This window comes from Micromonospora thermarum, from assembly GCF_012034245.1.
GTDB classification, from domain to species: domain Bacteria; phylum Actinomycetota; class Actinomycetes; order Mycobacteriales; family Micromonosporaceae; genus Micromonospora; species Micromonospora thermarum.
Genome location: NZ_JAATEO010000009.1, coordinates 182,945 through 200,038 on the forward strand (window position 1 = coordinate 182,945; position 17,094 = coordinate 200,038).

Annotated in this window: 17 protein-coding genes and 2 pseudogenes; 11 read left to right on the forward strand and 8 right to left on the reverse strand. The window is 73.7% G+C overall.

The genetic code is table 11. The annotated features are described in order from the left end of the window. Positions 1 to 56: 56 nt before the first annotated feature. Positions 57 to 1,181 (reverse strand): lytic polysaccharide monooxygenase auxiliary activity family 9 protein, encoded by a 1,125-nt coding sequence (locus tag HCJ94_RS10955; RefSeq protein WP_168000863.1) that lies wholly within the window; start codon positions 1,179 to 1,181, stop codon positions 57 to 59. Between the two features lie 394 nt (positions 1,182 to 1,575). Here HCJ94_RS10955 and HCJ94_RS10960 point away from each other — a divergent pair, with 394 nt between their 5' ends. Further along, entirely contained in the window at positions 1,576 to 2,511 is a 936-nt protein-coding gene (locus HCJ94_RS10960) for a PfkB family carbohydrate kinase (protein WP_168000864.1), read from the forward strand. Here the strand turns inward: HCJ94_RS10960 and HCJ94_RS10965 are convergent. Further along, positions 2,492 to 3,187: pseudogene (locus tag HCJ94_RS10965) on the reverse strand (MFS transporter); the annotation flags it as partial. The gene HCJ94_RS10960 and the pseudogene HCJ94_RS10965 sit on opposite strands and share 20 nt — an antisense overlap. 2 nt (positions 3,188 to 3,189) lie before the next feature. Between HCJ94_RS10965 and HCJ94_RS10970 the strand changes: the two are divergent. Then, positions 3,190 to 3,396, forward strand: a pseudogene (locus HCJ94_RS10970) (MarR family transcriptional regulator); the annotation flags it as partial. A gap of 144 nt (positions 3,397 to 3,540) precedes the next feature. Here the strand turns inward: HCJ94_RS10970 and HCJ94_RS10975 are convergent. Beyond that, positions 3,541 to 4,383, reverse strand: a complete 843-nt coding sequence (locus HCJ94_RS10975; RefSeq protein WP_168000865.1) for an MBL fold metallo-hydrolase — start codon at positions 4,381 to 4,383, stop codon at positions 3,541 to 3,543. Further along, positions 4,380 to 4,775, reverse strand: coding sequence for a thioesterase family protein (locus tag HCJ94_RS10980; RefSeq protein ID WP_168000866.1), 396 nt, complete (start codon positions 4,773 to 4,775; stop codon positions 4,380 to 4,382). Before HCJ94_RS10980 ends, HCJ94_RS10975 begins: the two co-directional genes overlap by 4 nt. Positions 4,776 to 4,963: 188 nt before the next feature. Between HCJ94_RS10980 and HCJ94_RS10985 the strand changes: the two genes are divergently transcribed. Continuing rightward, the gene (locus HCJ94_RS10985; RefSeq protein WP_168000867.1) at positions 4,964 to 6,034 is read left to right on the forward strand and encodes a phosphatase PAP2 family protein; all 1,071 of its coding nucleotides are present in this window, start codon (positions 4,964 to 4,966) and stop codon (positions 6,032 to 6,034) included. 9 nt (positions 6,035 to 6,043) lie between these two features. Here the strand turns inward: HCJ94_RS10985 and HCJ94_RS10990 are convergent, their stop codons facing one another. Further along, positions 6,044 to 7,594 (reverse strand): PH domain-containing protein, encoded by a 1,551-nt coding sequence (locus tag HCJ94_RS10990; protein WP_168000868.1) that lies wholly within the window; start codon positions 7,592 to 7,594, stop codon positions 6,044 to 6,046. 152 nt (positions 7,595 to 7,746) lie between these two features. On the opposite strand from HCJ94_RS10990, the gene HCJ94_RS10995 reads away from it, so the two are divergent. Then, the gene (locus HCJ94_RS10995) at positions 7,747 to 8,901 is read left to right on the forward strand and encodes an RNA-guided endonuclease InsQ/TnpB family protein (RefSeq protein ID WP_240944135.1); all 1,155 of its coding nucleotides are present in this window, start codon (positions 7,747 to 7,749) and stop codon (positions 8,899 to 8,901) included. Positions 8,902 to 8,913: 12 nt separating this feature from the next. On the opposite strand, the gene HCJ94_RS11000 is transcribed toward HCJ94_RS10995, so the two are convergent. Then, positions 8,914 to 9,477: a PH domain-containing protein gene (locus HCJ94_RS11000; RefSeq protein ID WP_168000869.1), complete on the reverse strand. Its 564-nt coding sequence runs from the start codon at positions 9,475 to 9,477 to the stop codon at positions 8,914 to 8,916. Positions 9,478 to 9,499: 22 nt separating this feature from the next. After that, entirely contained in the window at positions 9,500 to 9,724 is a 225-nt protein-coding gene (locus HCJ94_RS11005; RefSeq protein ID WP_168000870.1) for a hypothetical protein, read from the reverse strand. A gap of 238 nt (positions 9,725 to 9,962) precedes the next feature. Here HCJ94_RS11005 and HCJ94_RS11010 point away from each other — a divergent pair, with 238 nt between their 5' ends. The 3 genes from HCJ94_RS11010 to HCJ94_RS11020 are packed head-to-tail and all read left to right on the forward strand — an operon-like array spanning position 9,963 to position 13,002. Beyond that, positions 9,963 to 11,075 carry an AAA family ATPase gene (locus tag HCJ94_RS11010; protein WP_168000871.1) on the forward strand — a complete coding sequence of 371 codons (1,113 nt, stop codon included), beginning with the start codon at positions 9,963 to 9,965 and terminating at the stop codon, positions 11,073 to 11,075. Continuing rightward, positions 11,054 to 12,055: a DUF58 domain-containing protein gene (locus HCJ94_RS11015; RefSeq protein ID WP_168000893.1), complete on the forward strand. Its 1,002-nt coding sequence runs from the start codon at positions 11,054 to 11,056 to the stop codon at positions 12,053 to 12,055. Before HCJ94_RS11010 ends, HCJ94_RS11015 begins: the two co-directional genes overlap by 22 nt. Then, positions 12,052 to 13,002: a VWA domain-containing protein gene (locus HCJ94_RS11020; RefSeq protein ID WP_168000872.1), complete on the forward strand. Its 951-nt coding sequence runs from the start codon at positions 12,052 to 12,054 to the stop codon at positions 13,000 to 13,002. The genes HCJ94_RS11015 and HCJ94_RS11020 overlap by 4 nt, the downstream gene beginning before the upstream one ends. Before the next feature lie 70 nt (positions 13,003 to 13,072). Here HCJ94_RS11020 and HCJ94_RS11025 read toward each other — a convergent pair whose 3' ends face one another. Beyond that, a complete protein-coding gene (locus HCJ94_RS11025) occupies positions 13,073 to 13,225 on the reverse strand; it encodes a hypothetical protein (protein WP_155331292.1) in 153 nt (50 codons plus the stop codon). A 421-nt stretch (positions 13,226 to 13,646) separates the two neighbouring features. Here HCJ94_RS11025 and fabG point away from each other — a divergent pair, with 421 nt between their 5' ends. From fabG to HCJ94_RS11045, 4 genes are all read left to right on the forward strand, one after another. Continuing rightward, positions 13,647 to 14,351, forward strand: coding sequence for a beta-ketoacyl-ACP reductase (gene fabG / locus HCJ94_RS11030; RefSeq protein ID WP_168000873.1), 705 nt, complete (start codon positions 13,647 to 13,649; stop codon positions 14,349 to 14,351). Between the two features lie 22 nt (positions 14,352 to 14,373). After that, positions 14,374 to 15,141: an enoyl-ACP reductase FabI gene (gene fabI, locus HCJ94_RS11035; RefSeq protein ID WP_168000874.1), complete on the forward strand. Its 768-nt coding sequence runs from the start codon at positions 14,374 to 14,376 to the stop codon at positions 15,139 to 15,141. Between the two features lie 109 nt (positions 15,142 to 15,250). Then, complete coding sequence (locus tag HCJ94_RS11040; RefSeq protein ID WP_168000875.1) at positions 15,251 to 16,282, forward strand: ferrochelatase; 1,032 nt, start codon at positions 15,251 to 15,253, stop codon at positions 16,280 to 16,282. Next, positions 16,231 to 17,094: HAD-IIA family hydrolase (locus HCJ94_RS11045; protein ID WP_309227219.1), on the forward strand; the 864-nt coding region annotated here is incomplete at its 3' end. The genes HCJ94_RS11040 and HCJ94_RS11045, both read left to right, overlap by 52 nt.

The window sequence follows — 17,094 nt, forward strand, 5'->3', positions numbered from 1 at the left end:
GGTACTCCCGGTGACGCAAACCTCTTGATCGTTTCAGCCGGGGCTCAGGTCGCGCGTCAGCGGCCGGTGCAGGTGACCGTCGGTAGCGCGTTGGTGCCGGTGGTGCTGGCGAGGAAGCCGAAGGTGGTCCTCCCCTCCGGTGCCACGGTGCCGTTGTAGGACACGTTGGACACCGTCACCGACGCCCCGGAACTGGTGTGCGTGCCGTTCCAGACCTGGGTGATCGACTGACCGCTGGGCCAGGTCCAGTTGGCGGTCCAACCCGACCAGGTCGACCTGGTGTGGTTCATGATCTCGACTTCGCCCTGGAAGCCGCCGGACCACGAGCTGACCACCTTGTAGACCGCCATGCAGTCACCGCTGTGCGGCGGTGGGGTGGTGGGGTTGGGCGGGGGAGTCGTCGGGTTCGGGGGCGGCGTGGTCGGGTTCGGCGGGGGAGTCGTGGGGTTGGGCGGCGGTGTGGTGCCACCCGAGCCGATGCCGGTCACCTCACCGTTGCCGCCGTCGAACGTCACGTCCGAGCAGCCGAAGAAGTTCTCGTTGCTGTCCGAGCGGACCCACCGTGAGTAGATGATGTGCCGGCCGCTCTTGTTCGCCGGCAGCGAGCCGGTGAAGTAGTAGTGGCCGTCGTTGGTACCCACAGCGCCCCGCTGCGGCGGGTTGGTGACGGTGAGGAACGGCTGCTCCTCCAGGTCGCTCCAGGCCAGTGGACGGGTCGGGCTCCAGTTGTCCTTGGTGACGTAGAAGTAGAAGGTGCCCGGGTGGTGCGCCCAGTTGCTGTAGCGGAACTCCATCGTCCGGCCGGCCGTCAGGTGGGTCAGCGGCCAGTCGGTGCGGGCCAGGTCGTAGCCGCGGAACCCGGAGTTGCCGCCGCTGCACAGCTGGCCGTCCGGGATGAAGCCGACGGTGCGGCCACCCGCGTCGGAGCGCAGCACGCTGAACCAGTTGTAGAGCGAGTTGGCGCCGCTCTGGGCCACCGCGGCGGCGCAGGCGGGGTTGTTCGGCCGGATCTCTCCGGTGGCGGTCAGCCCGTCCTTCCAACACAGGAACGCCCGGCTGCCCGGCGTCATGGCGGCACCGTGGGCGGCGGCCGGTTCGGGATCGGCGGTGAGCGCGACGGCGCCCACGAGGAGGGTCGCGGCCGCGGTGAGCAGCGCGGCCGTACGGGAACGGTGGGACACGGATACTCCTGACTCGCGGGGCGCGGACCGCCCCGCGGGTGACGCGCGGGCGGCCCGGGCCGACCCGCTGCGACGAGCGGTCACGACGGTCGCGACGGGCGTGCGGCAGGAGATGCGGGCACGCGCGCCGCAGCGGTCCGCCTCGCGGACCGGTGCCCTCGCGTGATGTCCCGGCGCCGGCGGCGCGGCAGCCCCCGCGCCGCCCGGCACGCGCCATCCCATCACGGTCAACCGGCCGGATGCAATAGCCGTTGCTCGATGTGCCGAACGAGCCGCCCCGATGCCCGGATCATCAGGAGGTGGCCCGGTCCAGGGCAGTCGTCGGGTGGGAACCCCTCGGCACCCGGGCGCGGCTACGGTGGGCGCGGAGGGGTTCGGCGGACGGAGGACCGGGATGGGATACGCGGTGGTGCTCGGCGAGGCGCTGGTCGACCTCCTCGACGCCGAGTGTGACGGCGAGCCGGTCTACCGGCAGGCCGTCGGCGGGGCGCCGCTCAACGTGGCGGTCGCCGTGGCCCGGCTCGGTGGCCAGGTCCAGTTCGTCGGGTCGCTGGGCGACGACGCACTGGCCGCCCGCATCCGCGACTTCCTCAGCCGCTCCGGCGTCGGCCTGGCCGGCGCGGTCACCGCGCTGGCGCCGACCGCGCTCGCGGTGGCCACCTACACCGGCCCCGAGCCGGACTTCCGGTTCTACGGTGAGCCGCCCTCGTACGCCCTGCTCACCGTCGACGACCTGAACGCCGACATGGTCGCCGGCGCGGACGTCCTCTACTGCGGCTCGATCGTCCTGCTGCACCCGGCGACCCTCGCCGCCGCCCGCCACGCCTGGTCCCTCGCCACCGGCCTGCGGGTGTTCGACCCGAACGTCCGGCCCCGGTTGCTGGCCGGCCCGGCGGCGCTGGACGGGCTCCGAGGGGTGGTGGCCGAGTTCGCCGCCGGCGCCCACCTGGTCAAGCTGAGCAGCGCCGACGCCGCCCTGCTCTACCCCGGCGAGCCGGTCGAGGGCGTCGCCGCGCACCTGCGCGAGCTGGGCGCCGGGACCGTCGTGGTCACCCTCGGCGCCGCCGGCGCGGTGGTCGCCCCCGCCGGCGGCGATCCGGTACGCGTACCCGCGCCGAAGGTCGACGCGGTCGACGCGACCGGCGCCGGCGACTCGGTGATGGGGGCGCTCGTCGCGGACCTGCTCGCCGACGGCGAGCCGGTGGAGCCGGCCGGGTGGCACGAGCGGGTCGCCTTCGCGCTACGGGTCGCCGGACTCGTCTGCGAGTCGCGCGGTGGCGCCACCGCGATGCCCACCCGCGCCGAGGTGGTCAACCGCTTCGCCGGCTGACGGCAGCGGGTCGCGGCCGGGCCAGGGTGAGCACGGCGGTGAGCGAGAGCACGGCCGAGGCGGCCAGCACCAGGGCCATCGGCGCGGCGCTGCCCTCGCCGCCCAGCCCGACGAGGGGTGCGGCGAGCGATCCGATCACCGACTGGAGTGCGCCCATCAGCGCGGCGGCGGTGCCGGCGTGGCTGGCGTGCCGGTCCAGGGCGAGGGCGGTGCCGTTGGGCATCACCATGCCGAGCGAACCGACGAAGACGACGAGGGTCGCCGCGACGACCGCCAGGCTGCCGGCCAGCGCACCGGCCGCGACCCCGGTCGCGGCCGTCACGCTCACCACCAGCGTGCCGACCAGGAGGGTACGCGGCTCGAACCGGTCGAGCAGCCGTGCGTTGACCTGCCCGACGGCCACGAACGCCAGCGCGTTGAGGCCGAAGAGCAGGCTGAACGCGCCGGCCGAGACGCCGAAGACGTCCTGGAACACGAAGGACGACCCGGAGATGTACGCGAACAGCCCGGCGAAGGCGAGCCCCTGCGTGAGCGTGTACCCGAGGTAGACCCGGTCGGCGAGCAGCGAGCGCGTCGCCCGGGCGGTGCCGCCGAGGCCGCCGGTGCTGCGGCGGTGCGCGGGCAGCGTCTCGGGCAACCGTGCCGCCACTGCCAGGGTCAGCAGCACGCCGACCACGCCTGCTGCACCGCGAGTCCGACCCGGCCGACCGGCGCACCGCCCGGCTGCGCCTCACCGACGCCGCCCGGTCCGGGATGGCCGAGCACGAACACCACCGCGCCGACCTGCTCACCGAGGCCCTGTCCCACCTCGACCCGCCAGCCCGCGCCGCCGTCCTGGCCGCCGCCCCCCACCCGGCCCGCCTGACCGACCTCCTGGACCCCTGACCCACCCACCGGGTACGCCGACGTCCCCGTTGATCATGGGGTTGGCGGGTGGTTTGAAGATCGAACCACCCGCCAACCCCATGATCAACCAGCAGGTCCGGGCGGGGCGGGGGGCGGGGGCGGGTTGGGGTTGGGGTTGGGGTATCAGAGGGTGCCGTCGAGTTCGGCGTAGCCGCGGCGGGTGGCGGTCAGGGCCGGGCGGGCGCCGAAGGGGGCTTCGGCGGCGACGCGCTCCGGCGGTGCGCCGCCGGTGTGGCCGGCGCGGATGAGCCACGCCAGGTCGGCGAGCTGCGCGTGCTGCGCCCGGACGAAATCGGCGCTGACCGGGTCGCCGTGCCCGGGGACGACCACCGTGGCGGGCGTGGTCATCCGGAGCAACTCGGCGACGCTCTCCGGCCACTGCAACGGGTACGACTCCTCGAAGGCCGGCGGCCCGCTCTGCTCCACGAGGTCCCCGGCGACCAGCACGTCGGCGTCGGGCACGTGCACGACCAGGTCCCCGGCGGTGTGCCCGCGACCGGGGTGGCGCAACACCACCGGCCGGCCCCCGACATCGAGCGTGGTCTCGGTGTGCACCGTGTGCGTCGGCGCCAGCAGCTCGGTGCCGGCCAGCTCCTCCGCCAGCGCCGGCTGCTCGTCGCGCATCTCCTCGTACGCCTCCCGGCGCAGCCGGTCCGGCTCGCGCAGGGCGGCGGCGGCCAGTCCGTGCGCGTACACCGGGCGGGGTGGGTCGCCGGCGAGCGTCGCGTTGCCGAAGCAGTGGTCGAAGTGGTGGTGCGTGTTCACCAGCGTCCACGGGTGGGCGGTGACCGCCCGGGCCGCCTCGGCCAACTCCGCCGCCTGCCGGGCCGTGGAGAGGGTGTCGACCAGCAGCGCCGCGCCGTCGCCCACGACCAGCGTGACGTTGACCCGCAGCAGCGGCTCGCACAGCACGTGCACCCGGTCGGCGACCTCGACGAAGCGGCCGGTGGCGGGACGGCCGGTCATGACGGCCGCGCGGCGCGCTCCACGAAGCGCTGCCGGTCGACCAGCAGCCGCTCCACCCGGCCCTCGGCGACCGTCGTGTCGCCGTCGGTGACGGTCACCTCGAACAGCAGCCGCCGCCCGTCGACCTTCTCGAGGCGGGCGCGGGCCACCACCGTCCGCCCGACCGGCGTGGGGGCCCGGTGGTCCAGCTCGACCCGGACGCCGACGGTGGTCGAGCCGCTCGGCATCCGGGTGGCGGTCGCCGCGACCGTCGCCGCCTCGGCCAGTGCGAGGACCCGCGGCGTGCCGAGCACCGGCACGTCACCGGAGCCGACCGCCTGCGCCGTGTCGGCGTCGGTGACGGTCAGCTCGACGCGGGCGGTCAACCCCGCCGTGAAGGGCTGCTCCTGCATGGCGACAGCCTAAGCGACCGCCGGGAAACCCCGCAGCGGCTGCGGCGGGCCCAGCCGACGACCGGCGGCGTTGGAGACGCCTTGCCGGATCGCCGCCCGGCCTCCACACCGGCGCCGAATCCACCGACGTCAACCCCCCGGTGGTCCTCCGTCATCCTCCACGGCGACCGCCGTTAACCTTGACCGCGATGTCTGTCGCGACCGACCCCCAGCCCCCCGCCCGCACCGACCCGACGCCGGTGGCCGACGGCGGGCGTCGCCGCGTGGTGGCGATGACCGTCTGGGGCGTCGCCTTCGTCGCCGGCTGGCTTCTCATCGGCCTGCCCACCGACCCGGCGTACGCGTTCCTGTGGATCTGGGCCGCGACGATCGCGTGGAACGCCAGCCGGCCGTGGCGGAGCCACCTCCGCTTCGCCCGGGACTGGCTGCCGGTCGTGCTGCTGCTCGTCGTCTACAACCTGTCGCGCGGCTTTGCCGACAACGGGGCGACGCCGCACGCGTACGAGCTGATCGTCGCGGACCGGCTCATGTTCGGCTGGGCCACCGACGGGCAGGTGCCGACGGTCTGGCTCCAGCAGCACCTGTACCAGCCCGAGGTGCGGTGGTGGGACGTCCTGGCCAGCTGGGTGTACTTCTCCCACTTCGTGGTGGCGCTGGCCGCCGCCGCCGTGCTCTGGCTGCGGGACCGGGGGCGGTGGGCGGCGTTCATGCGCCGCTGGGGCTTTCTCTGCGCCACCGGTCTGGTGACCTACTTCCTCTACCCGGCGGCCCCGCCCTGGTGGGCGGCGCAGAACGGGCTGCTGGAGGAGGTCGCCCGGATCTCCACCCGGGGCTGGAAGGCGTTCGGCCTGCACGGCGCCGGCAACCTGCTCAACGCCGGTCAGATCGCCTCGAACCCGGTCGCCGCGATGCCGTCGCTGCACACCGCGTTCGCCCTGTTCGTCGTGCTGTTCTTCCTGCGCGCGACGCGGAAGCGGTGGCGGCCGCTGCTGCTCGCGTACCCCCTCGCCATGACGTTCACCCTGGTCTACTGCGGCGAGCACTACGTGATCGACGTGCTGGTCGGCTGGGCGTACGTGGGGATGACCTTCCTCGTCGTCGGCCTCGGCGAGCGCTGGTGGGCGGCGCGGCGGGCCGGACGTGCGCCGAACGAGCGCGCCGGGCGTATCCCGGCGCAGCGCTCCCGGCGTACGCCGGGCGAGCCGGCGGATGACGACCTGCCCGCGCCGGCCGACGACGCGATGCCCGCCGGTCGCTGACCGCAGGGCTCAGCCGGCGCGGCGCGCGGCGTGCGACCGGGCCGTCAGCTCCGCCGCCAGCGTCCACGCCTCGGCCACGTCCCGGTCCTGCGCGGCGGCGCCGGCCCCGCCGGCCGTGTCGGCGTGTACCGTCGCCAGCCCCAGCCGCCGCTGCGCCGGCCCCTGCACGACCCGCACGCTCTGGATCCGGGCGTACGGCACGACGACGACCTGTCGGGTGAGCAGGCCGGACCGGACGGCGAAGACCCTCTCGTGCAGCCCCGCGCCGAGCACCTGCCGGCTGAGCGGGTTGAGCCAGCGGGCCCGCGCCGGCGGTCGGGTCAGCGGCAGCTCGCCGAGGCGCACCCCGGGCAGGACCTCGGCGAGGATCGCCTCCGCCGTGGGCAGGTCGCCGACCGGGAGCAGCCGGTCCGGCCGGTTGCGCTCGTCGGACTCGCCCACCGCGTAGCCGGCCACCTCCAGCCGCAGCCGCAGCCATCCCCGGACCCGCCACAGCAGCGGCCAGGTCGCGCCGACCGTCTGCACCCGGTGCAGCGGCACGGTCTGTGCCCGGGTCTCCAGCAGCCCGTTGCGGACGCGCAGCGTGCCGGCGTCCCGGGCGAGCCGGAAGTTCCAGTCGTCCAGTACCCGGCGGATCGGTTGCAGCAGCACGCCGGCCATGGCGGTCAGCGTGCTCGCGACCGCGATGAACGACCAGGACCCCTCGGAGAGGAACTGCGCCACCACGAACGCCACGCCGAACGGAACCATGAACGCCTGCGGCGTGAGCAGTTGGCTGAGCAGCAGATCCGTGTTGCGGACGGCGTGCAGCAGCCGGCCCGGTGGGACCGCCGCGTCGGCGGGCGCCGCCCCCGCGGCGGCGGCCTCCGGCGCGGCGGTGTCCTGCGGGGCGCGGCCGGCCAGGGCGAGCAGCCGCTGCCGCAGGGCCGCCGCGTCCGCGACGCTGAGGTACGCCAGCGGCGCCTCGGTCTTGCCGCTGCCCACCACTTCGAGCCGCAGCTCCGCGAGGCCGGTGAGCTGGGCGAGCAGCGGCCGGACCACCTCGACGGCCTGGAGCCGCTCCAACGGGATGGCCCGGGTGCGCCGCCACAGCAGCCCCTCGTACACGCGCAGCTCCCGGCCGACGACGTGGTAGCCGGTGTTGTACCAGCTGATCACCGCGAGCACGGTGGCGCCCAGCGCGAGCGCCGCCGCCATCGCCGCGAACCAGCCGAAGCCCACCCGGGACAGCGTCGACCAGGACAGCCCGGCGATCACCACCACCAGGGACTTGGCGCCGTGCAGCGCCGGGGACAGCGGGTGCAGCCGTTGCCGGGGCTCCGCCTGGCTGGGCGGGCCGCCCGTAGCTGGCGGGTGGGGCGCGGCGTACGGGTACGCCGGACCGTACGGGTACGGGTGCCCCGGCGCACCGGAATGGGGCGGCGTGACGACGTGCGGCTGAGGGTACGACCCGGCGGCTGGCGGCTGCTCTTCTGCCCCGACGGGCGGGTGCGTGCCGGGGTGCGGCTCCGGGGCGGACGGCCGGATCTCCTCCGGGCCCCGCGCGGCGGGGTCGTTCAACGGAGTGCCATCAGGAGGCCCTGTCCTTGAGGGCGTTGGCGAGGAGGAATGGCGGCGGGCTGTTTAGCCATGATCGTCTCCTTTGGTAAGATTAGTCGGGTGCGGACGGCGTTCAAATGCCGGGCATATCCGACGCCCGAGCAAGCTAGCGGCTGAACCGCACGTTCGGCTGCGTGCGTGTCGTTTGGAATCGGACCCTTGCCGCCCGCCACGCCCGCTGGCACGCCGAACGCAAGTCCACCTCGTACGCTGAGACGGACCGGGCGCTGACCGAGCTGAAGAAGGTGCCGGACCTGGCGTTTCTCAATGAGGTGTCGTCGGTGCCGTTGCAGCAGACGCTGCGGCACCAGCACAACGCGATGACTGCGTTCTTCGCCAAGCGGGCCCGGTATCCGCGCTACAAGTCCCGCCACGGACGCCAGTCCGCCAGCTACACCCGCTCCGCCTTCCGGATGCGCGACGGGCAGCTCAGCCTCGGCAAGACCCCGGGAACCCTCTCCTTCGTGTGGTCGTGGCCGAAGGTGGATGTAACCGCGTTGGACCCGACGACGGTGACGGTGTCCCGTGACCCCGACGGGCGCTGGTTCGTGACCTTCGCCGTCGATGTCGAAGCACCGCCCGCCCCCGATCCGACTGGACAGGTTGTCGGTGTCGACCTCGGCCTGACCGACTTCGCGGTCCTGTCGACCGGAGAGCGTGTGCCGCATCCGAGGCACATGCAGCGCCGCGAACGCCGGCTCAAGCGGTACCAGCGGATGATGGCCCGCAAGGAGAAGGGCTCCAACAACCGAGCCAAGGCCAAGCGGAAAGTCGCCCGCGCCCACTCCCGGGTGCGTGATGCCCGCCGCGACTTCCTGCACAAGACCAGCACCAACATGGTTCGCCGCTTCGACGCGATCGCCGTCGAGGACCTCGCGGTGGCCAACATGGTCCGCAACCGCAGCCTCGCCAAGGCGATCTCCCGCACCGGCTGGGCCGAGTTCCGCGAGATGCTGACCTACAAGGCGCACCGCGACGGTCGCACGGTCACCGTTGTCGACCGCTGGTATCCATCCAGCAAGACCTGCTCGGCCTGCGGTCGCCTGCTCGCCCAGCTCTCGCTCGGCACACGTCGTTGGACGTGCCCGGGCTGCGGCACCCGGCACGACCGGGACGTCAACGCCGCCAAGAACATCGCCGTCGCCGCCGGACTGGTGGAGACGATGAACGCCTGCGGAGCGGACGTCAGACACGAGGAACCTCCTTCCGTGCCGTCTGCGATGAACCAGGAACCCCAACCCGCGAGGGTGGGACTCCCCCGCGTATAGGCGGGGAAGATGTCAAAGGCCCTCCGCCCGGTCCCGGCCGAGCGCGGTGAGCCGGTCGCGCAGCCGGGACGCCTCCGCCGGCCGCAGCCCCGGCACGCGGGCGTCGCTGGCCGCCGCGGCGGTGTGCAACTGGACGGTGGCCAGGTCGAACGCGCGCTCCAGCGGGCCGGCGCTGACGTCGACGAACTGCATCCGCGAGTACGGGACGATGGACAGCCGGCGGACCAGCAGGCCGTGGCGGACCAGCAGGTCGTCCTCGCGTTCGGCGTACCCCCAGGCGCGGACGGCGCGCACGATGGCGACCACGCGCAGGCAGCCGAGCAGGAGCACCACCGCGACCGCCGCCCCGAACAGCCCGCTGCCGCTGAGGGCCCAGCCGATGGCGAGCCCGGCCACGACAACGAGGAGGAGCGCGGCCAGCCGCAGCAGCTCCACCCAGATCAGGTTCGGCGAGACGGACTGCCAGCGGACGGTCTCCGGCCACGGCTCCAGCGGCCCGTCCGGCGGCGGGCCGGGCGGGGCCGACGGCGGGTCGGTCGGCGCGGGCGGCGGCCCGGCGAGGTCGTCACCGCTCACCGCGGGAATCCGTTGTGCGCGCTCACGCTTCGAGGGTAGGCGATCCGGCCACCGGTACGACCTCACGCAGGAAGCCCCGTACGTCGAGGAAGTCGCCGAGGGACGTGCGGTGGTCGGCGCAGGCCAGCCAGGTCTTGCGTCGGGCGGCCTCGTGCAGGCGCGGATTGTTCCACCGCAGTGCCCACTCCGCGGGGGCGCGGCAGCCACGGGCCGAGCAGACCAGAGCGTCGGGTGCGGGGGCGTCCATCCCGGCCAGTCTAGGGTGGCGGGGAGGAGAAGATGAGCGCCGGGCGGCCACGGGGGGAGCCGCCCGGCGACGGGGTGAATCGTACACGTGCCGGCCCCGTTCCTGTCCACCCGTGATCGGCGATTCGCGGGACCGGACGGCGTGGCGGAAATCGGGTTCTCACCACCTCGGTGCCCAGCCGGGCATGTCAGTCTTGTAGCGCACCACGCCCGACAACCGATCATGCTGTGGAGGACCGGTGGCCCAGCCGACCACGCCCGACGCCACGACCCCCGACGGGTCGGGCCCGGAGACACCCGCCCCGGTGACCACGCCGGCCGAGGACGCGACGCTGCTGGAGCGGGCGCTGTTCGAGATCAAGCGGGTGATCGTCGGGCAGGACCGGATGGTCGAGCGGATGATGGTCGCGCTGCTCGCCCGCGGCCACTGCCTTCTGGAGGGCGTCCCCGGTGTCGCGAAGACGCTCGCCGTGGAGACCCTCGCCAAGGTCGTCGGCGGGACGTTCGCGCGGGTGCAGTTCACTCCCGACCTGGTGCCGGCGGACATCATGGGCACCCGGATCTACCGGCAGTCCAGCGAGAAGTTCGACGTCGAGCTGGGGCCGGTGTTCGTCAACTTCCTGCTCGCGGACGAGATCAACCGGGCGCCGGCCAAGGTGCAGTCGGCGCTGCTGGAGGTGATGAGCGAGCGGCAGGTGTCGATCGGCGGCGAGACCCACCGGGTACCGGACCCGTTCCTCGTGATGGCCACCCAGAACCCGATCGAGCAGGAGGGCGTCTACCCGCTGCCGGAGGCGCAGCGCGACCGCTTCCTCATGAAGATCATCGTCGGGTATCCGACGGACGCCGAGGAACGGGAGATCGTCTACCGGATGGGCGTCGCACCGCCGGAGCCCACGCCGGTGTTCGACACCCCGGACCTGATCGCCCTCCAGCGCAAGGCCGACCAGGTCTTCGTGCACAACGCCCTGGTCGACTACGCGGTCCGGCTGGTGCTGGCCACCCGCAGCCCCGCCGAGCACGGCATGCCGGACGTCGCGCAGCTCATCCAGTACGGCGCCAGCCCGCGCGCCTCGCTCGGCCTGGTCCGCGCCACGCGGGCCCTCGCGCTGCTGCGCGGCCGGGACTACGCGCTGCCGCAGGACGTGCAGGACATCGCCCCGGACATCCTGCGGCACCGGCTGGTGCTCAGCTACGACGCGCTCGCCGACGACGTGCCGGCCGACCACGTGGTGCACCGCGTGATGGCGACGATCCCGCTGCCGTCGGTCGCGCCGCGGCAGCAGGCCACGCCGACGCCGACGCCGGCCGCCGCGCCGCCGGGCGCCGGCTGGCCCGGGCAGCGGCCGTGACCTCACCCACCCGGCGGCCCCCCGACGCCACCCCCCGGGACCGCAGCGAGGCCGTCCTGTCCCGCCTGCAACTGCTCGTCACCCGCAAGCTCGACGGCCTCCTCCAGGGCGACTACGCCGGGTTGCTGCCCGGCCCGGGCAGCGAGGCGGGTGAGTCGCGCGAGTACCGCCCCGGCGACGACGTACGCCGGATGGACTGGCCGGTCACGGCCCGGACCACGATGCCGCACGTCCGGCGTACGGTGGCCGACCGCGAGCTGGAGACGTGGCTCGCGGTGGACCTCTCGGCGAGCCTGGACTTCGGCACCGGTCGATGGCTGAAGCGGGACGTGGTGGTGGCCGCCGCCGCCGCTCTGACCCACCTGACCGTGCGCGGCGGCAACCGGATCGGCGCGGTCATCGGCACCGGCGACGAGCCCGGCGGGGGCGGCTGGCGGCGCCGGGCACCGGCGCCCGGGCCGGGCGTGTTCACCCGGCTGCCCGCCCGTTCCGGGCGCAAGGAGGCGCAGGGACTGCTGCGGGCGATCGCCGGCGCCGAGATCCGTCCCGGTCGCGGCGACCTCGGCGTGCTCGTGGAGATGCTGAACCGGCCGCCCCGCCGGCGGGGCGTGGCGGTGGTCGTCTCCGACTTCCTGGCGCCACCGGCGCAGTGGGTCCGCCCGCTGCGCAAGCTGCGGGTACGCCACGACGTCCTGGCCGTCGAGGTGGTCGACCCGCGCGAGCTGGAACTGCCCGACGTCGGCGTGCTCCCGGTGGTCGACCCGGAGACGGGCGAGCTGCACGAGGTGCAGACCGCCGACCCGCGGCTGCGCGCCCGGTACGCCGAGGCCGCCGCCGCCCAGCGGGCGGAGATCGCCGCCGCGCTGCGCTCCGCCGGCGCCGCACACCTACGACTGCGCACCGACCGAGACTGGCTGCTGGACATGGTGCGCTTTGTCGCCGCGCAGCGGCACGCCCGCACCCGGGGGACGACACGATGATCCGTTTTCTGCAACCGTGGTGGCTGCTGGCCGTGCTGCCGGTGCTCGCCCTCGCCGCGTTCTACGTGTGGCGGCAGCTCCACCGCCGGGCGTACGCGATGCGGTTCACCAATGTGGACCTGCTGCGTACGCTCGCGCCGAAGGGCCTGGGCTGGCGCCGGCACGTGCCGGCGGCGGCGTTCCTGCTCTCCCTGCTGGTGCTGGCCACCGCCCTGGCCCGGCCCGCGGTGGACACCCGGGAGCCCCTGGAGCGGGCGACCGTCATGCTGGCGATCGACGTGTCGTTGTCCATGCAGGCCGACGACGTGGCGCCGAACCGGCTGGCGGCGGCACAGGAGGCGGCGAAGCAGTTCGTCGACGAACTGCCGGAGAGCTACAACCTCGGCCTGGTCTCGTTCGCGAAGGCGGCCAACGTGCTGGTCTCCCCGACGAAGGACCGGCAGGCCGTGACGGCGGCCATCGACGGCCTGGTGCTGGCCGAGTCGACGGCGACCGGGGAGGCCGTCTTCACGTGCCTGGAGGCGATCCGGTCGGTGCCGGCCGACGGTGCCGCCGGGATCCCCCCGGCGCGGATCGTCCTGCTCTCCGACGGCTACCGCACCTCGGGACGGTCGGTCGAGGAGGCCGCGGCGGCGGCGCAGGCGGCCAACGTGCCGGTCTCCACCATCGCGTTCGGCACCGACGGCGGCCAGGTGGACATCGGCGGCCAGTTGCAGCGGGTGCCGGTGGACCGGCTGGCCCTGGCCGACCTGGCGGAGACGACCGAGGGGTACTTCTACGAGGCGGCGTCGGTCAGCGAGCTCAAGCAGGTCTACCAGGACATGGGCTCGTCGATCGGATTCCGGACCGAACCCCGCGAGGTCACCCAGTGGTACGCGGGCGTGGCGCTGCTGTTCGCGCTCTGCGCGGGGGCGGCGAGCCTGCTGTGGTCGTCCCGGATCCTGTAGGAGGATGCGCGTCGGTCCAGGGCCTGCCGCCGTCGACTGGCGGCGACCGGTCCTGGACCGACGCGGCGGGTCAGTGACCGCCGTTGGCGAGGACGAAGAGGACGGCCACCCAGACGGCGGCCAGGGTGAAGCCCAGCGGGGCGACGTAACGGCTCATGGGATCGGCTCCGGTGGCGACTGGGCGCGGGCGTGGCAGCCCGCGGGGATGGGTCAGAACGCGCACACGAAGTCGTGGCCGGGCGGCTCCGGCCGCACACCAGGGGTCGTCCCGGCCGGCGGGCCGGGGGTCGGGTGGTGCGGGGGGAGCGGGGCTGGTCAGCCGGGCCGGCGGGTCAGGGCTCAGCGGGGCTGACGGATGGCCCGGCCACGACTGGGAGGATCGCTATCTCGCACAGCGATCACCTCCTGCGGTCGGCGGGGCCCGGACGCGAGCCGGCTTCCGGCTCGCAAGCGCGATCATCGTACACCCGCCGCCGCGGGTGCGCGCACTCGGCCGACCGGCCGACGACACCCGTCCACCCGGCCGGGCGTGGCGTCCTTCACACCCCCGCTGACCAGGTCCGACGTCTCCGGCGTTAGCGCTTACCTACCGGTAACCCCTAGGCTCCGACCGACGTGGAGATCGGCTCAGCAGAGGGGGAACCGTGGCGCGTACCGTCCTGGTGACCGGCGGCAACCGGGGGATCGGCCTGGCCATCGCGCAGGCGTTCGCCAAGCAGGGCGACCGGGTGGCGGTGACCCACCGCAGCGGCGACGCGCCCGAGGGCCTGTTCGGCGTGCGGTGCGACGTCACCGACTACGACTCGGTCGACGCCGCGTTCGGCACCATCGAGGCCGAGCTGGGCGCGGTGGAGGTGCTGGTCTCCAACGCCGGCATCACCGACGACACGCTCCTCATGCGGATGTCGGAGGAGCAGTTCACCCGCGTCCTGGACACCAACCTGACCGGCGCCTTCCGCTGCGCCAAGCGCGCCTCCGGCCGGATGCTGCGCGCCAAGTGGGGCCGCATGATCTTCATCTCGTCGGTGATCGGCCTGTACGGCGGCCCCGGCCAGGTCAACTACGCGGCCAGCAAGGCGGGCCTGGTCGGCGTCGCCCGCTCGATCACCCGCGAGCTGGGCAGCCGCAACATCACCGCGAACGTCGTCGCGCCCGGCTTCATCGACACCGACATGACCGCCGCGCTGCCCGAGGAGCGCCGCACCGAGTACCGCAAGGCCATCCCGGCGGGCCGGTTCGCGACCGCCGAGGAGGTCGCCGGCGTGGTCACCTGGCTGGCCGGGGACACCGCGGCGTACATCAGCGGCGCGGTCATCCCGGTCGACGGCGGCCTCGGCATGGGTCACTGAGAAAGCACGGAGGAACACCGACATGTCAGGACTGCTGGCCGGCAAGCGGCTGCTGGTGACCGGGGTCATCACCGACGCCTCGATCGCGTTCTCGGTGGCGAAGCTGGCCCAGGAGAACGGCGCCCAGGTCGTGCTCACCGGCTTCGGCCGGCTCTCCCTGGTGGAGCGGATCGCCAAGCGCCTGCCCGAGCCGGCGCCGGTGATCGAGCTGGACGTCACCAACACGGAGCACCTCGCCGGGCTCGCCGACAAGGTGCGCGAGCACGTCGACGGCCTCGACGGGATCGTCCACTCGATCGGCTTCGCCCCGCAGAGCTGCCTCGGCGGCGGCTTCCTCGACGCCCCCTGGGAGGACGTCGCGACCGCGCTGCACGTCTCGACGTACTCCTACAAATCGCTGGCCATGGCCGCGCTGCCGCTGATGTCGCCGGGCGGCGCGGTGGTCGGTCTCACCTTCGACGCGACCAAGGCGTGGCCGGTCTACGACTGGATGGGCGTGGCCAAGGCCGGGCTGGAGTCGGCCTCCCGCTACCTGGCGCTGCACCTCGGCAAGCAGGGCATCCGCAGCAACCTGGTCGCGGCCGGCCCGCTGCGCACCATCGCCGCGAAGTCGATCCCCGGCTTCGAGCAGTTCGAGGACGCGTGGACCGAGCGCGCCCCGCTGGGCTGGAGCCTGACCGACCAGGAGCCGGCCGCCCGCGCCTGCCTGGCGCTGCTGTCGGACTGGTTCCCGGCCACCACCGGCGAGATCGTCCACGTCGACGGCGGCTACCACGCCATCGGCGCCTGAGTGGTCCGACGGGTCCGACGGGTCCCCTCCCTCGCGGAGGGGACCCTTTTCACGCCCCGGAACCGGGGGCGTCGTCTGCCCGGCCCGGGCCACGGGCAAGAATAGGACCATGGCGTACGACGCGGTGGTGCTGGTTTCCTTCGGCGGGCCGGAGCGGCCCGAGGACGTGATGCCGTTCCTGCAGAACGTGACCCGGGGGCGGGGCGTGCCCCCGGAGCGGCTGGCCGAGGTCGCCGAGCACTACCTGCACTTCGGCGGCGTCTCGCCGATCAACCAGCAGTGCCGTGAGCTGCTCGCCGCGGTCCGGGAGGACTTCGCCGCCAACGGCGTCGGCCTTCCGGTCTACTGGGGCAATCGGAACTGGGACCCGATGCTCGCCGACACCGTGGCCCGGATGCGCGACGACGGGGTGAAGCGCGCGCTGGCGTTCGTGACCAGCGCGTTCGGCGGCTACTCGTCCTGCCGCCAGTACCAGGAGGACATCGCCGCGGCCCGCGCCGCGGTCGGCCCGGACGCGCCGGTCGTCGAGAAGCTGCGGCAGTTCTGGGATCATCCCGGGTTCGTCGAGCCGCACGCCGACGCGGTGCGGGCGGCGCTGGCCCAGCTCGACCCGGCGAAGCGGGAGAGCACCCGGATCGTGTTCACCGCCCACTCGATCCCCGTCTCGGCGGCGGCCACCGCGGGCCCGCACGGCGGCCGGTACGAGGCGCAGCTCGCCGAGACGGCCCGGCTGGTGCACGCGGCCGCCGCCCCGGACGTGCCGTACGACCTGGTGTGGCAGAGCCGGTCCGGCCCACCGCAGGTGCCGTGGCTGGAGCCGGACGTCAACGACCACCTGGGCACGCTGGCCGAGCAGGGGGTGACCAGCGTGGTGGTCAGCCCGATCGGGTTCGTCTCCGACCACCTGGAGGTGGTGTGGGACCTCGACACCGAGGCCCTGGAGACGGCCAAGCAGCTCGGTCTGGACTTCGTCCGTGCCGGCACGCCCGGCACCGATCCGCGGTTCGTCGCAATGGTGCGCGAACTGGTCCGCGAGCGTACCGACCCGGCCGGCGCGACGCTGCGCCGCCGCCTGGGCGAGCTGCCCATGTGGGACACCTGCCCGACCGCCTGCTGCGTCCCGGCCCGGCGCCCCTCCTGACCGCCCTGGCGGCCCGACACCCCCTGGGAATCACGATGCATGACCGCAAGCCCGTCGAGAGCTGGCTGACCGACATGGACGGCGTGCTGGTCCACGAGGGCCAGCCGGTGCCCGGCGCACCGGAGTTCATCGCCAAGCTGCGCGCCTCCGGCAAGCCGTTCCTGGTGCTGACCAACAACTCGATCTACACGCCGCGTGACCTGCAGGCCCGGTTGGCCCGGATGGGGCTGGACGTCCCGGAGTCCTCGATCTGGTCGTCCGCGCTCGCCACCGCCCAGTTCCTGGCGGACCAGCGGCCGGGCGGCACCGCGTACGTCATCGGCGAGGCCGGGCTGACCACGGCCCTGCACGCGGTCGGCTACGTGCTCAGCGACTTCGCGCCGGACTACGTGGTGCTGGGGGAGACCCGCACCTACAGCTTCGAGGCGATCACGAAGGCGGTCCGGCTGATCAACGACGGGGCGCGGTTCATCTGCACCAACCCCGACGCCACCGGTCCCTCGGTGGAGGGGGCGCTGCCCGCCGCCGGTTCCGTCGCCGCGATGATCTCGAAGGCGACCGGTGTGGAGCCGTACTTCGTCGGCAAGCCGAACCCGATGATGATGCGTTCGGCGCTGAACACCATCAACGCGCACTCCGAGTCCACCGCGATGATCGGCGACCGGATGGACACCGACATCCTCTGCGGCCTGGAGGCCGGGCTGGAGACGATCCTGGTGCTGACCGGCATCAGCAGCCGCGCCGAGGCCGAGCGGTACCCGTACCGGCCGTCGCGGATCGTCGACTCCGTCGCCGACCTGATCGACGAGGTC